A 14240-nucleotide genomic window follows, 5' to 3' on the forward strand; every position below is an offset into this window, starting at 1 on the left:
TATAATGAGAGATCCTAATAACCCATGTTTATTTTGTAACTCTAAAGCTAGTGGTATAGCTCATGAGAATAATTTAGCTTATGCAAGTTATGATACTTATCCTGTTTCAGAACAACATTGTTTAATTATACCTAAAAGACATGTGGCAGATTATTTTGAATTATCTGATGATGAGATCATCGCATGCAATGATTTGATTAAAATTGTAAAACAAGAGGTTCTTAAAAAAGATAAAAATGTAAAAGCATTTAACATTGGAACCAATGCTGGAAAAATAGCCGGTCAATCAATCATGCATTGTCATATTCATTTGATTCCAAGAAGAGAAGGTGATGTTGACAACCCCCAAGGTGGTGTTAGATCGGTAATACCTAAAAAACAGCATTATAAACGTAAAATATAAATTATAGGTTGTGATTAAAGACACATTGACCAATAGTTAGGGTTGAACTATAGAATTAAGTAGATTAGAAAACTTTCTAATTTTACTATAAAATTTTACATAAGGGTAACATGTTGCAAACAAATCCATTTTCTATTTTAGCTGAGACCGTATCACCATTCGCTATGCAATCTTTTATTTTAGCAATGATTGCATTAATTGCGCTAGGTACAATCATCCAAATGATACATCATAAAAATTTGACGTATTTTTTAAATAATGCAAAAAAAGCGAAGCTTCAGGCAACTAGAGAAATAGGAGCGGGTGAAAAGGTATCCATAATTGCAAAAACAACTGTTGTAGATATCGGAACTACAGCTGAACTTGGATTTGGAAAGCGAAGATTATCTCATGTACTTGGAATGTATGGAACAATTATATTCTGGGTTTCTTCAGCAGTGTTAGTATTTTGTTATACAGGTGCTGATAAATCATCATCATCTATGTGGTCAATGTTATGGCATGTTGGTGCTATTTTGACATGCGTTGGTGGATATTGGTTCTGGTTTTTCTTAAGGGTTGATGTTTCGGCAGAAGCTCATCCTTGGTATAGAATAATTAAAGCAGATTTATTTGTGTTAGCATTATTAGCATGCTCAACTTTTGGACTTGCTTGGTCATATACCCAATCTAGTGGTCAGACAGAACTTTCTTTCTTATTTTTAGCTTTATTTGTTGTTTCAAATTTAGTTTTATTTGGAGGAGTTTACTGGTCAAAATTTGCACACATGTTTTACAAACCTGGAGCTGCAATACAAAAAAATCTAGCTGAAGCTGATGGTTCAAGAGATAACTTGCCACCACCAGCAGATGCACCTGAACAGTTTGGTTTAGGAATTAAAAGAGAACAACCTAAACATTATTAATTATGAAAATTTTAAATAAGGAGAGAAAATAATATGTCAACATTTGTATACATGACTAGATGTGATGGCTGTGGTCATTGCGTAGATATTTGCCCATCAGATATAATGCACATTGATGAAAATATTAGACGTGCAAAAAACATTGAACCAAATTTTTGTTGGGAATGTTATTCTTGTGTAAAAGCTTGTCCTAATCACGCTATTGACGTTAGAGGTTATGCTGATTTTGCTCCAATGGGTCATAGTGTTAGAGTAAGAAGAGAAGAGGAAAAAGGAACCATTTCTTGGAAGATTAAATTTAGAAATGGAACTACTAAAGATTTTGTATCTCCAATTACCACAAAACCATGGGGAAAATTTATTCCAAAACTTGCTGATGGTGACAAACCTAATCAAGGTGAAATTAATTCTCAAAGATTGTATACTGAGCCTGAAGGACTTAATATTGATGGTGAGTTGCCAGTTGTTCCAAAAGACTCATTTAAAAAAGGAGTTTACTACTAATGGCAAAGCATAAAACACATTACGAAGATTGCGATGTACTAGTTGTTGGTGGTGGTATGGCGGGAACAGGTGCTACTTTTGAAGCTAGACACTGGGGTAGAGACATGAAGATTATTTGTGTTGAAAAAGCAAATATCGATAGAAGTGGTGCAGTTGCTCAAGGTCTTTACGCTATTAACTGTTATATGGGAATGCAGTGGGGTGAAAACCAACCTGAAGACCATGTAAGATATGCAAGAAATGACTTAATGGGAATGGTTAGAGAAGATTTAGGTTACGATATGGCTCGTCACGTTGATTCAACAGTTCACATGTTTGATGAGTGGGGCCTTCCAATGATGAAAAATGAGGAAACTGGCAGATACTTAAGAGAAGGTAAGTGGCAGATTATGATTCATGGAGAGAGCTACAAACCTATCGTTGCAGAGGCTGCAAAAAAATCAGCTGATAAAATTTACAATAGAATTATGATCACTCATCTACTTATGGATGAGTCTCAAGAAAATAGAGTGGGTGGTGCTGTTGGATTTAATATGAGAACTGGTGACTTCCATGTATTTAGAGCAAAAGCTGTTATAGTTGCAGCTGGTGGTGCTTCTCACATTTTCAAACCAAGAGCAGTTGGTGAAGGAATGGGAAGAACTTGGTATGCCCCTTGGAGTAATGGTTCAGCTTATGCATTACCGATTGCTGCTGGAGCAAAAATGACACAAATGGAAAATAGAATTGTGTTATGTAGATTTAAAGATGGATATGGTCCTGTTGGGGCATATTTCTTACACTTAAAAACTTATACCCAAAATGCTAATGGTGAAAACTATGAGAAAAAATGGTACGATCAAACCAAAGAGCTTGTGGGTGAATATATTGATCATCATCCAACTCCAACTTGTTTAAGAAATCATGCTTTTATTCAAGAAACGATGGCTGGTGGCGGACCAATTCACATGGTTACTACTGAAGCTTTCCAAGACCCTCATTTAGAAACTGTTGGTTGGGAAAATTTCTTAGGTATGACAGTTGGTCAAGCAGTTGTTTGGGCATCTCAAAATATTGATCCAAAATATACAAATCCAGAATTAACCACATCCGAACCATATGTAATGGGTTCTCATGCTACATGTTCAGGAGCTTGGGTAAGTGGTCCTGAAGATTTATCCCCACCAGAATATTTCTGGGGATATAACAGAATGCTTACAATTGATGGATTGTTTGGAGCAGGTGATACTGTTGGTGGAAGTGCTCACAAATTTTCATCAGGTTCATTTACCGAAGGTAGACTAGCTGCAAAAGCTGCAGTTAAATATATTGAAGATAAAAAAGCCGAAGGTTTAAAAGTAACTGATAAACAATGCGAAGATTTTAAAGCTAAAGTTTATAAACCACTTGAAACATATACAGTCGGTCAAAATGAAATTACTGGGGGAACGGTTTCTCCAAGTTATATTTCACCAATTCAAGGTTTACAACGTCTTCAGAGAATTATGGATGAATATGTAGGTGGAATAGCAACAAATTACATGACCAATGCTAACATGCTAAAAAGAGGTTTAGAACTTTTAGCTTGGTTAGAGGAAGATCTTGAAAATGTTGGAGCCGAAGATTATCACCAATTAATGAGAGCTTGGGAGCTTAAACACAGAGCTTTAACTTCTCAGTGTGTAACAGAACATACTATGTTTAGAGAAGAAACTAGATGGCCAGGCTATTATTATAGAGGAGATCATATGAAACTTGATGATGACAACTGGCATTGTTTAACAGTTTCAAGACGAGACCCTAAAACTGGTAAGTTTAGTATGGAGAAAGTTCCTGTCTACCATATAGTGGATGAGAACGAGAAGAAAAAAGCTTCTTAATAAAATATCAGGTCAACTTAATGGATATATTGTCAAAGACAGACGATGAGGTTTATCAAATAGCCAAACCTATCTGGGATAATTTGGTTAAATCATCAAATTTGAAAGATTATGGTGGTTTTACCAAAGATTTTTCAACTCAAATGTTGTTTGGAGCCAATGAAGTAGAACTTGGTAAGCAATGGGCTAACAATAAAATAATAACTAATTTAAAAGAAACATTCGATCCATTTGGCTGTCTTAGAAGAGGAGTTCATGTCACTGTCTTAATCAAACAGACCAATAAAGAAATCTCAGGAGAATTTCTTGGTAGACTTGTTTTAGGTGAAGAAGATGGCGTAGTAAAAGTCTTTGGAGCAACCATTTATTAATAAAAAATAAATAATCTAAAAATTAAGAATAATGTTTGACAAATATTTGTACGGGTGTAATGACGCAGTTAATGCAACTTTCAAACATAAAAATCATAAATAAGATTATTGAGTTAAAAACTGTTTTGATAAAAACAGGTATATTTATGAGCCTTGCAGCTTATTGGGGTGTTATTTTAGTTGGAACTTTTATCACATTTAGCTAAGCTTTTTTTAGATAAAGTTAATTTTTTTTATGGAAGTATTTTTACCAATAGCACAAGTTTTTGTTAATCCAATCGAGATACTTTTATTAAGTGCTATAGTTGGAATTCTTTCAGGATTGTTTGGAGTTGGTGGAGGTTTCTTAATGACACCATTCTTAATTTTTTTAGGCGTACCACCAGCATATGCTGTTGCAAATGAAGCTAACAATATTTTAGCCACATCTGTATCAGGATCTACAACTCATTATTTAAAAAATACTTTAGATTACAAAATGGGATTTATGATTGTTATTGGTGGAACAATAGGAACATCATTAGGAATTTTAACTTTCACATATTTTAAAGATTTAGGAAAAATAGATACAGTAATTTCATTAGCTTATATGTATATACTTGCAATAATAGGAACATTAATGCTTGTCGAAAGTCTTAGGGAGATAGATAGGGCTAAAAGAAATATTGTAATTAAAAAAAAATTACATGTTCATTATTGGATACATGGACTTCCGCTAAGAATGAGATTTCCAAAATCAAAATTATATGAAAGTATTTTTACTCCAATTTTAATTGGTTTATTAGTCGGTTTTATAGCTGCTATAATGGGAATAGGAGGTGCTTTTATTTTAGTACCAGCGATGATTTATATTATAAAGATGCCGACAAGACTAGTTCCAGGAACATCCTTGTTTGTAACTATTTTTGTAAGTGTCATTGTAACATTTTTGCACTCATTTAATTATGGTTCAATAGATCTATTGTTAGTAGCGATGTTAGTCGTGGGGTCTATTATTGGTGTTCAAATTGGACAAAAACTAGGTGAAAAAATTGACAGCTCAGGACTAAGAGCGTTATTAGCTATCTTACTATTAATAGTTGGTATAGCAATTGCCTACGAAACTTTTTTTGCTGAAGAATCTATTGTAGAGATATCAAGTGTATCTAATTCAGATTTAAACTTTTTCTCAAAATTTATTAAAGAATTTTCAAACGATATGCCATTCTTTTATGGATTATTTTCAATTATGTTTGCTATTCTTTTAGGTGTGGGTGCAGCTTTTATTAGAAAGTTTTTTTCTAATTTTAAGAAAAAAATTTTACTTAAGTCTTAACTTAGAAAATTGATATAAAATTCAATAGATATAATACTAACAACACCAACTGTTGCCATCCCAATAAATCCAACTAAAAATGGTTTGTAACCCATACTTTTTAATTCTTTTAAATTAGTAGATAGTCCTATTGCTGCCATTGCCATCGTTAAAAATATTTTTGAAGAGGATTTAATTGCTGTTATTGTATCAAGCCATAAATCATTATTTGTACTTAAAAAAAATTGGTCTCCAACATTTCTAAAAATTATCATACCTACAAAACCCAAAACAAAATAAGGAAATATAGCTATTATAGAATAATCTTTTTTAACAGTATTACTTCTGTTGTATAAAAACGCAAATAAAGGGATCATAATAACAAGAAAGGTATTTCTTATTAACTTTGTAACCGTTGCTACGTTTAATGTCTCCGGGCTATTGAATTGTTGATCATAAATAAGACCAGCAGCAGCTACTTGTGATGTTTCGTGTATAGATGTTCCTAAAAATAGCCCAATAAATAAAGGCTCAGCATCAAAATAATAATTTGCGAAGTAAGGATATATAAGCATTGATAAAATTCCAAATAATGTGATGTTTGCAATTGCATAAGAAATCTCATTTTTTTTTGCTCCAATCACAGGTGCTGTTGCCATTATAGCCGTTGTACCACAAACAGTTCCACCAATTGATATAAGATAAGCCATTCTTGTTGGTATCTTAAATTTTCTAACCAAAAGTTTTACAACTATTAAAACACTGACTATACAAATAATAATTAGTGGTATCGCCACTGTACCAAATTCTAAAAACTCAAATGGTTTCAATTGAATACCAAGACATATTATTCCAAGTTTTAGGATATATTTTTGTGTAAAATCTAAACCTTTTACAAAGTTGTCTCTCATTTGAAATATGTTTCCAAAAAACATACCAATTAAAATAGCAATCATTGCTGTAGATATTGGGCTTTTATCATAACCCAAAAGCTCAATGCCAATAATGTTATTAAAACCTTGGGAAAGTGTATAGAGAACAAATGCCAAAACAATACCAGGTATTACTACCAGGTATTGTTTGTAATTCATTAAAGTTAGATTTGATTAAGCACTTCTGTAAAGTTTAGTCATCACAAATTCTTTATGACCTAAAGCTTCAGCACAAGTTAATCTTCCATTTGCTACTCTTAGAGTAGTTTTAATTAATTCATCTCCTGCTTGAGACATATTCATTTCACGAGTTAATATTTTTGAAACATCGCAATCAATATGTTCACCCATACCTTTAACAGTTAATGGATTTGCAGTTAGTTTAACAACTGGTTCAATTGGATTACCAACAATATTACCTTGACCTGTTGGAAATAAATGAATGTTAAAACCTGCTGCAGCTTGAAGTGTTACACATTCTGCTGCTGCAGAAGAGGTATCCATAAAGTATAAACCTTTACCTTTAGTTGGTTCTTCTGCTGGCTCTAAAACATCAATAAATTTACAATTACCTATTTTTTGGAAATTTCCAAAAGCTTTTTCTTCAATAGTAGTCAATCCACCTGCAATATTTCCAGCTGTTGGCTGACTTTCTGAAAGATCATCTGTTGCTTCTTTTAAAATAAAATCATTATAAGAATTCCAAGTTTTCATGAATTTATCAGAAGCCTCAGGAGTTGCACCTCTAGTTGCACAAACATGTTCAGCACCTGTTAATTCAGATGTTTCTCCAAAACATAAATGAACACCCATTGGTTCCAATTTATCCATTAAATTACCAACTGTTGGGTTTGCAGCTAATCCAGATGTTGTATCAGACTCACCACATTTAACAGAAATCCAAAGATCACTCATTGGGCACTCTTCTCTTTGTTTCTCAGAAGCCCACATCACAAATTCTTGAGCTTTTTTAGAGGCTTTCATTGTAGTTCCAATGTCACCAGTTCTCTCAATATGAAATCCTTCAACTGGTTTTCCAGTTTTGGCAATACCATCTACAATTTTTTTAGTCCATTTAGGTTCAATACCAATAACGATTACTGCAGCAACATTAGGGTTACAACCAGTTCCAATCATAGTTCTAAAATGAAGCTCTAAATCTGCTCCAAATTGTAGTCTTCCATATGAATGGGGTAGAGCGATTGTTCCTTTAATATTATTTGCTACAGCTTCAGCACATGCATTTGAAATATCATCAACTGGTAGAATGATTACGTGATTTCTTGTACCAGCTCTGCCATTTTCTCTTTTATAACCTAAAAAACTTTTTGGAATTTCCATACTATTACCACTTCTTTGTTTTTACATTGTGAACATGAACATGCTCACCCTTTTTAATTGATTTAACCACTTTACCTATGTCATGACCATATTTAAGGATTGTGTCACCCTCATTTAGATCAGTCATTGCAATTTTATGCCCTAAAGGGATCTCGTCCATAGATTGAATATTAGTTGAACTGTCATCTTCCATTATCCAGCAAGCACAGTCTTGTTTTGGAGTTATTTTTTCAATAACAACTACTCCTACGTTGTCTTTTTTATCATGAATTATAATGTCTGTAGCCATATTTATAGTGTCGATTTGTTTGTTTGAAATTTTTAAATTCTTATATATTAATCGCATAGATTAACAAACGAATTTTAAAAAATTTTAATTTATACATTAGAGAGGTATGGTTTTATGACTAAGATGACAACAGAGGAAGCTTTTGTAAAAGTATTGCAAATGCATGGTATTGAACACGCATTCGGAATTATTGGTTCAGCTTTTATGCCAATTTCAGATATTTTCCCAGATGCTGGGATAACTTTTTGGGATGTTGCTCATGAAACTAATGGTGGGTTAATTGCAGATGGTTACACAAGAGCCACTGGTAAAATGTCAATGGTAATTGCACAAAACGGACCTGGAATTACTGGATTAGTTACACCTATTAAAACTGCATATTGGAATCACACTCCTCTTTTATTAGTTACACCTCAAGCTGCAAATAAAACTATGGGACAAGGTGGTTTCCAAGAAGTTGAACAAATGAATTTATTTAAAGACATGGTTTGCTATCAAGAAGAAGTGAGAGATCCTTCAAGAATGGCAGAAGTATTAAATAGAGTAATTGAAAAAGCAATTAGAGGATCAGCTCCTGCGCAAATAAATGTACCAAGAGATTATTGGACACAAGTAATTGATATTGATCTTCCTCCAATTGTAAGATTAGAGAGACAAGCGGGTGGTGTTGATGCAATTAAAAAAGCAGCAGATTTATTATCTAATGCAAAATTTCCAGTAATACTATCAGGTGCTGGTGTTGTAATTGGTGGCGCTATAGAAGATTGTAAAAAACTTGCTGAAAAATTAGATGCACCAGTTTGTTCTGGTTATCAACATAATGATAGTTTTCCAGGAAGTCATCCATTAGCAGCTGGCCCATTAGGATACAATGGTTCAAAAGCAGGAATGGAACTAATCCAAAAAGCTGATGTTGTTTTAGCATTAGGTACAAGGTTGAATCCTTTTTCAACTTTACCAGGTTATGGAATGGATTATTGGCCAAAAGACGCAAGTATCATTCAAGTTGATATGAATTCAGATAGAATTGGTTTAACAAAAAAAGTTTCAGTTGGAATTTGTGGTGATGCAAAATTAGTTTCACAACAAATTTTGGCTCAACTTTCACCAACAGCTGGTGACACTGATAGACAAGCAAGAAAAGATATTATTCATCAAACTAAATCAGCTTGGTTACAAAAATTATCAAGTCTTGATCATGAAGATGATGACAAGGGTACAGTTTGGAATGAAGAGGCTAGAAAAAGAGATGCAGATAGAATGTCTCCTAGACAGGCTTGGAGAGCAATCCAAGCAGGTATGCCTGATGATGTAATTATCTCAAGTGACATTGGTAACAATTGCGCAATTGGAAATGCTTACCCAACTTTTGAAAAAGGAAGAAAATATTTAGCACCAGGATTATTTGGTCCTTGTGGATATGGCTTTCCTTCAATTTTAGGTGCAAAAATTGGTTGCCCAGATACTCCAGTAATAGGTTTTGCTGGTGATGGAGCTTTTGGAATTAGTATGAATGAGATGAGTTCATGTGCTAGAGAAGAATGGCCAGCAATTGCAATGGTTATCTTTAGAAATTACCAATGGGGTGCTGAGAAAAGAAACACAACTCTTTGGTTCGATGACAATTTTGTTGGAACAGAATTAGATCCAGAATTAAGTTATGCTAAAGTTGCGGATGCTTGTGGATTAAAAGGAGTTTCTGTTAGAACGATGGAAGAAACTACAGCAGCCATCAAACAATCTTGTGAAGATCAAAAGAAAGGAATTACAACATTTATAGAGGTAATTCTTAACCAAGAGCTAGGTGAGCCATTTAGAAGAGATGCTATGAAGAAACCAGTTAAAGTTGCTGGTATCAACAAAGCTGACATGATCAAGCAACCATCTCTAAACTCTTAAGAACTTTAAAATTTTTACCATTTATCGTAAAGTCACTTCATGGAAGTGACTAACGATAATGGTTGTAGCTGGATAAAGGACTTAATACCTAGAACAAATATCAAAACTCTTAAATCGAATGATGATTGTGAGTGGCTGATTATTGGAGCTGGTTACACTGGTCTCTCTGCTGCAAGGAAGTTGGGTCAATTATATCCAAATCAAAAAATCATATTAGTAGATTCACAATTAGCGGGTGAGGGCGCTAGTAGCAGAAATTCAGGTTATTTAGTTGATACTACTCTTAACGACGGTTTTACTTCTAATAAAGAGTTAGATAATTATAAAAAAAAAACTGACATTTATGATTTAGGTATTCAAGTAGTTAAAAAATTTATAAACGAACATCAAGTTGATTGTGATTGGAATGAATGTGGAAAATATTTTGCCTCTTCAAAAATAGAAGATGATAAAATTTTAAGAAACTTTTCAGATACTCTTTCAAAATTGGATTTTAAACATGATTTGTTATCTAATACTGAATTATTCAAAAGATTGGGTACAAATTTTTATAATGTAGCACTTCATACAAAGGGTGGTATTTTATTACATCCTGGAAAATTAGTTAGAGCAATGATTGATGTATTGCCGAAGAATGTTTGTTTGTATGAAAACTCATCTTTACTAAACTGGGATAAAAACCAAGATATTATTAATTGTAATTTTAAAAATGGAAAAATTAAAACAAAGAAAATTATTTTTGCTACTAATGGCTTTTTAAAATCTCTCGGTATTAAATCAAACTATAATTTTCCAATTACCTTAACAGCAAGTATGACAAGAACATTAACTGAAGAAGAATTTAAGTCTATTGGAGAACCAAAAGAGTGGGGTGTGTTACCTGTAAGACCTATGGGTGCAACTATCAGGATGACAAAAGATAGAAGAATTTTGATACGAAATACAGCCGAGGTTCACAATCCTTTTAAAATGTCAAAATTTGATTTACAAAAAAGATCAATCAGCCAAAGAATAGGAATAAAAAAAAGGTTTCCACAATTACCAGATGATATTATTCAATCGTCATGGTCAGGGATAGTATCCAGAACAAGAAATAGCTCTCAAATATTTGAAAAAATTGATAATAATGTTTTTGCTGCTGGCTGTTATAACGGCTCAGGTATTGGTGTAGGCACCTTATTTGGTGAACAAATTGCTATTAAAGCAAGCAAAGACAACACAAAAGAAATAGAAACTATAGAGACAAGAAACAAACCAACTTGGTTACCACCACAACCCTTTTTAAATATAGGTGTCAAAACACGTTTGATTTATGAGCGTTTAAGAGCAAAATCAGATATTTAATTTTAAGAGTTTCTAGTTAGCTTTTATTTTTTGATTAATAACAAGAATTGCTCCAATTATTAAAATAGGAAGGCCTATAATTAAATCTATTTGCCATTCTAATTTTTCAAAAATTGTTGAAATCATTAATGCTAAAACTGGCATAACAACCCCAACATATCCAGCTCTACCAGGACCAACTTTTTCGAGTAATTTAAGGTAGGAAACAAAAGCAAATATTGAACCAAATATAGCAAGATAAAGTAATGAACTAATATAGCTTATACTATTTTCAAATAATAATTCAGCGCCACGAACTTGAGTAGCCATTAAGGTAACAAGAGACCCGTATAGCATTGCATATGCTATTGTTTGAATTACTGGAAAATTATTATTTAAGTTTCTTTGATACACCATGTTACCTGTTGATGCACAGAACGTCCCAATTAATGCCAAAAATAATCCAATATGAGTACCTTCTGTTAAACTAAAATTAAATATTTCATCGTTAAAAATAATTATAATTCCAATCATTCCAATTGTTGCACCAATTAGAGTTTTTAAAGAAGGTTTTTTTTTAAAGTAAAATGTTTCTCCTAAAATATTCATTATAACAACGGTTGAAAAAACAATCGCAGGAAATGCACTTATTAGAAAAGTATTCGATAGATAAAAGAAAACATAATTAATTGAATAAAGACAAGTTCCAAAAAATAGAAACCAAAAATGATGATTAATGGAAAATTTTAGATTTTTATTTTTAATTACTAAATATATAAAAATAATTATTGCCGCAATAAAGAATCTATAAAAAACTGATACTAATGGATCTACATATCCTAATTGAAATTTAATTAAATACCAAGTAGGAGACCAGCAGAAAAGTGTTATTAAAAATAATATATAATTATTCATTATTATCTATTATCTCTACTATTATTAAGAATTTTGATATATAAAATATTAAATTGTATTATGAAAGGCTATAGATTTATTACTAGTGATGATACATCAGAATTTTGTCATCGTGTCACAGAAGCTATATCAAATGGATGGAAATTATATGGTGAACCAAAAATGACATTTGATAGAAAAAGAGGTGTAATGCGTTGTGGTCAAGCTGTTATAAAAAATTCACCAAAAAAAAAGTATTCAAAAAAAATTAGCTTATCTTCAATATAAATGGAAACTATAGGACCACTAAATCTAATTTCTGCTTACCTAATCTTTCGTTGCCATTCTCTGTCACAAGATAGGTTTCTCCTAAATTCATGGCTAAATTACTGTCTGAATCCATTAATATCATGTGCATGAAGAAGACATTACCAGGAGTTATTACATAAGGATTACCAGTGTATAGCATTGGCCAGTCCATCCAATTAGGTGAAAAAGTCGATCCTAATGAATACCCACAAGCATTCATTCTTGCTTTATTAAATCCTAAATTATCAAAAGTTGTTGCATGAGCATCAAAAACCTCTCCTGCAGTTTTTCCAGGGACTAAAGTTTTTACACAATTTGTTAATGCATCAACACAAGCTTCATGCATTTTAATATGTTTGGGATCAGCTTTTCCAACAGGGATAGTTCTAAACATTGCAGAGTGATAATGTTTAAAAGTACCAGCCCATTCTAGACTTAGTTGATCTGTATCTGATAAGTTTCTTTTTTCAGCCTGATATCTACAGAGTAGAGCATTATCTCCCGAGCCAATAATATACTCATTAGCAGGATAATCACCACCACCTTCAAGGACTGCTCTTTGCATTTCAGCTAAAATTTTTGCTTCATTAACACCTGCTTTTGTGTATTTCCATGCTTCATCTAAAGCTCTATCTGCAAGCTCAGCTGCTTGTCTTACATAAACTAATTCTTCATTAGATTTAACAACTCTTAATTTTGTTATCAACTCTGATTGATCTTCAACTTTACAATAATTTTCTAATGATTTATTTAATCTTAAAGCATTACGACCTGTCATTCCATAAGCCTCATATTCGATACCAATATTTTTATTTTTTAGATCAAGTTCCTCAAGAATTACTTTAAGATCATCTGTTGGATTTATTCCATCTTTATCAACCCAAATTCTTATATCTTGAATATTCGATGTATTTTGAGCTTGTCTTAAGTCAGGTGCTCGAGTTAACAAAATAACATTTCCTTTTTGATCTAAGACCAAAGTTTGAAAAAAAACATATCCAAATGTATCGTATCCTGTTAGCCAATACATTGACTCTTGTCTAAACATTAAAAGAGCATCTAAATTCTGTTCTTTCATGGATTTTAAAACATCTTGTTTTCTTTTAGAAAACTCCTCTTTGCTGAAATGAAGCGCCATTAAGAAATAATTGCTTTTACTGAACCTAATTTATCAATTTTACCAGTGTATAAACCTTTACCAAGAATAGGAACCACACCTACCGTTGAACCTGTAAAAACATAAAAATTTTTACCTAAGTTAACTTTGTCTTTTTTAACTTTGTTTAAAACAAATCTTAGAGAATTAAGAGGGTTAATGTAAACAGCATTTGTATTTCCATTGACACTTTGTTTAACTTTTTTGTTTGAAATATTAGCTTTCAAATTTCCAATATTAATCTTTTTATATTTTTTCTTTTGTCCAATCAAAAACTTAACATTTCCCCCAAAATCACTACTAAGATCCCCAAAAGAAGTAATACCTTTTCTTTTTTGTCTATAACCAACAACTTCTATACATGGAGCCATATGAGAAATAAATTTAGTAACGTTTTTGCTTGTAATTAAACCTTTTGAAGAAAAAAAAGATTTTTTTATTAGATAACAAACCTCAAGTTCAATTCCTAAAGTTGATTTATTTATCTTAACACGCTTACCATTGTTTAAAAAATTTCTCTTATATACTGATGCATAAAAAGGTTCTTTTTCTTTTAATTTTTTTAATAAAGGAATACCTGTTCCACCAGCTTTATACCCAATTATCGGTTCTTTGATTTTACTTTCGCATAATTTTCTAAATTTATCTGCATCTGTTAATTTTTTTGTGAATTTTTTAGGTATAGCTGTGATAATTTTATTTTTTAGAAAAGCGTTAACTAATTTATCTGAAAGTTTATCTTTTAATGTTTTTTTCATATA

Annotated in this window: 15 protein-coding genes; 9 read left to right on the forward strand and 6 right to left on the reverse strand. The window is 32.1% G+C overall.

Annotation, left to right across the window (positions count from 1 at the left end; all coding sequences use genetic code 11):
• Positions 1 to 4 precede the first annotated feature (4 nt).
• The 6 genes from AC5SLZ_RS02165 (at position 5) to AC5SLZ_RS02190 (ending at position 5357) form a co-directional block, all read left to right on the forward strand.
• Positions 5 to 403, forward strand: a complete 399-nt coding sequence (locus AC5SLZ_RS02165) for an HIT family protein (protein WP_028037134.1) — start codon at positions 5 to 7, stop codon at positions 401 to 403.
• 110 nt (positions 404 to 513) lie between these two features.
• Positions 514 to 1308, forward strand: coding sequence for an adenylyl-sulfate reductase (locus AC5SLZ_RS02170; protein WP_494615979.1), 795 nt, complete (start codon positions 514 to 516; stop codon positions 1306 to 1308).
• Between the two features lie 33 nt (positions 1309 to 1341).
• Positions 1342 to 1812, forward strand: a complete 471-nt coding sequence (gene aprB, locus AC5SLZ_RS02175) for an adenylyl-sulfate reductase subunit beta (protein WP_023648677.1) — start codon at positions 1342 to 1344, stop codon at positions 1810 to 1812.
• Complete coding sequence (aprA, locus tag AC5SLZ_RS02180; protein WP_028037132.1) at positions 1812 to 3671, forward strand: adenylyl-sulfate reductase subunit alpha; 1860 nt, start codon at positions 1812 to 1814, stop codon at positions 3669 to 3671. The genes aprB and aprA overlap by 1 nt, the downstream gene beginning before the upstream one ends.
• A 20-nt stretch (positions 3672 to 3691) precedes the next feature.
• A complete protein-coding gene (locus AC5SLZ_RS02185) occupies positions 3692 to 4042 on the forward strand; it encodes a hypothetical protein (RefSeq protein ID WP_028037131.1) in 351 nt (116 codons plus the stop codon).
• A gap of 235 nt (positions 4043 to 4277) precedes the next feature.
• Positions 4278 to 5357 (forward strand): sulfite exporter TauE/SafE family protein, encoded by a 1080-nt coding sequence (locus tag AC5SLZ_RS02190; RefSeq protein ID WP_028037129.1) that lies wholly within the window; start codon positions 4278 to 4280, stop codon positions 5355 to 5357.
• Here the strand turns inward: AC5SLZ_RS02190 and AC5SLZ_RS02195 are convergent.
• The 3 genes from AC5SLZ_RS02195 to AC5SLZ_RS02205 are packed head-to-tail and all read right to left on the reverse strand — an operon-like array spanning position 5354 to position 7898.
• On the reverse strand, positions 5354 to 6427 hold the full coding sequence (locus tag AC5SLZ_RS02195) for a YeiH family protein (protein ID WP_494615982.1): 1074 nt from the start codon (positions 6425 to 6427) through the stop codon (positions 5354 to 5356). The genes AC5SLZ_RS02190 and AC5SLZ_RS02195 overlap by 4 nt on opposite strands.
• Before the next feature lie 15 nt (positions 6428 to 6442).
• On the reverse strand, positions 6443 to 7609 hold the full coding sequence (locus AC5SLZ_RS02200) for a UxaA family hydrolase (protein WP_494615984.1): 1167 nt from the start codon (positions 7607 to 7609) through the stop codon (positions 6443 to 6445).
• A 4-nt stretch (positions 7610 to 7613) separates the two neighbouring features.
• The gene (locus AC5SLZ_RS02205) at positions 7614 to 7898 is read right to left on the reverse strand and encodes a UxaA family hydrolase (RefSeq protein WP_023648670.1); all 285 of its coding nucleotides are present in this window, start codon (positions 7896 to 7898) and stop codon (positions 7614 to 7616) included.
• Between the two features lie 114 nt (positions 7899 to 8012).
• On the opposite strand from AC5SLZ_RS02205, the gene xsc reads away from it, so the two are divergent.
• Entirely contained in the window at positions 8013 to 9797 is a 1785-nt protein-coding gene (xsc, locus tag AC5SLZ_RS02210; protein WP_435085014.1) for a sulfoacetaldehyde acetyltransferase, read from the forward strand.
• A gap of 39 nt (positions 9798 to 9836) precedes the next feature.
• Complete coding sequence (locus AC5SLZ_RS02215; RefSeq protein WP_494615985.1) at positions 9837 to 11141, forward strand: NAD(P)/FAD-dependent oxidoreductase; 1305 nt, start codon at positions 9837 to 9839, stop codon at positions 11139 to 11141.
• A gap of 12 nt (positions 11142 to 11153) precedes the next feature.
• Here AC5SLZ_RS02215 and AC5SLZ_RS02220 read toward each other — a convergent pair whose 3' ends face one another.
• Complete coding sequence (locus AC5SLZ_RS02220) at positions 11154 to 12035, reverse strand: DMT family transporter (RefSeq protein ID WP_494615986.1); 882 nt, start codon at positions 12033 to 12035, stop codon at positions 11154 to 11156.
• 60 nt (positions 12036 to 12095) lie between these two features.
• Here AC5SLZ_RS02220 and AC5SLZ_RS02225 point away from each other — a divergent pair, with 60 nt between their 5' ends.
• Positions 12096 to 12302, forward strand: coding sequence for a DUF1737 domain-containing protein (locus AC5SLZ_RS02225; protein WP_028037123.1), 207 nt, complete (start codon positions 12096 to 12098; stop codon positions 12300 to 12302).
• A gap of 7 nt (positions 12303 to 12309) precedes the next feature.
• On the opposite strand, the gene AC5SLZ_RS02230 is transcribed toward AC5SLZ_RS02225, so the two are convergent.
• Both AC5SLZ_RS02230 and AC5SLZ_RS02235 read right to left on the reverse strand, forming a co-directional pair.
• Positions 12310 to 13461, reverse strand: coding sequence for a M24 family metallopeptidase (locus tag AC5SLZ_RS02230; protein ID WP_494615988.1), 1152 nt, complete (start codon positions 13459 to 13461; stop codon positions 12310 to 12312).
• Entirely contained in the window at positions 13461 to 14237 is a 777-nt protein-coding gene (locus AC5SLZ_RS02235; protein WP_028037119.1) for a fumarylacetoacetate hydrolase, read from the reverse strand. Before AC5SLZ_RS02235 ends, AC5SLZ_RS02230 begins: the two co-directional genes overlap by 1 nt.
• Positions 14238 to 14240 lie beyond the last annotated feature (3 nt).

The sequence above is a fragment of the Candidatus Pelagibacter sp. PS_06 genome (assembly GCF_059418045.1).

Excerpts from the sequence above, each read along its gene's own strand:
- AC5SLZ_RS02165 (WP_028037134.1), top strand. The coding sequence starts at position 5 with ATGAGAGATCCTAATAACCCATGTTTATTTTGTAACTCTAAAGCTAGT.
- AC5SLZ_RS02170 (WP_494615979.1), top strand. The coding sequence starts at position 514 with ATGTTGCAAACAAATCCATTTTCTATTTTAGCTGAGACCGTATCACCA.
- aprB (WP_023648677.1), top strand. The coding sequence starts at position 1,342 with ATGTCAACATTTGTATACATGACTAGATGTGATGGCTGTGGTCATTGC.
- aprA (WP_028037132.1), top strand. The coding sequence starts at position 1,812 with ATGGCAAAGCATAAAACACATTACGAAGATTGCGATGTACTAGTTGTT.
- AC5SLZ_RS02185 (WP_028037131.1), top strand. The coding sequence starts at position 3,692 with ATGGATATATTGTCAAAGACAGACGATGAGGTTTATCAAATAGCCAAA.
- AC5SLZ_RS02190 (WP_028037129.1), top strand. The coding sequence starts at position 4,278 with ATGGAAGTATTTTTACCAATAGCACAAGTTTTTGTTAATCCAATCGAG.
- AC5SLZ_RS02195 (WP_494615982.1), bottom strand. The coding sequence starts at position 6,427 with ATGAATTACAAACAATACCTGGTAGTAATACCTGGTATTGTTTTGGCA.
- AC5SLZ_RS02200 (WP_494615984.1), bottom strand. The coding sequence starts at position 7,609 with ATGGAAATTCCAAAAAGTTTTTTAGGTTATAAAAGAGAAAATGGCAGA.
- AC5SLZ_RS02205 (WP_023648670.1), bottom strand. The coding sequence starts at position 7,898 with ATGGCTACAGACATTATAATTCATGATAAAAAAGACAACGTAGGAGTA.
- xsc (WP_435085014.1), top strand. The coding sequence starts at position 8,013 with ATGACTAAGATGACAACAGAGGAAGCTTTTGTAAAAGTATTGCAAATG.
- AC5SLZ_RS02215 (WP_494615985.1), top strand. The coding sequence starts at position 9,837 with ATGGAAGTGACTAACGATAATGGTTGTAGCTGGATAAAGGACTTAATA.
- AC5SLZ_RS02220 (WP_494615986.1), bottom strand. The coding sequence starts at position 12,035 with ATGAATAATTATATATTATTTTTAATAACACTTTTCTGCTGGTCTCCT.
- AC5SLZ_RS02225 (WP_028037123.1), top strand. The coding sequence starts at position 12,096 with ATGAAAGGCTATAGATTTATTACTAGTGATGATACATCAGAATTTTGT.
- AC5SLZ_RS02230 (WP_494615988.1), bottom strand. The coding sequence starts at position 13,461 with ATGGCGCTTCATTTCAGCAAAGAGGAGTTTTCTAAAAGAAAACAAGAT.
- AC5SLZ_RS02235 (WP_028037119.1), bottom strand. The coding sequence starts at position 14,237 with ATGAAAAAAACATTAAAAGATAAACTTTCAGATAAATTAGTTAACGCT.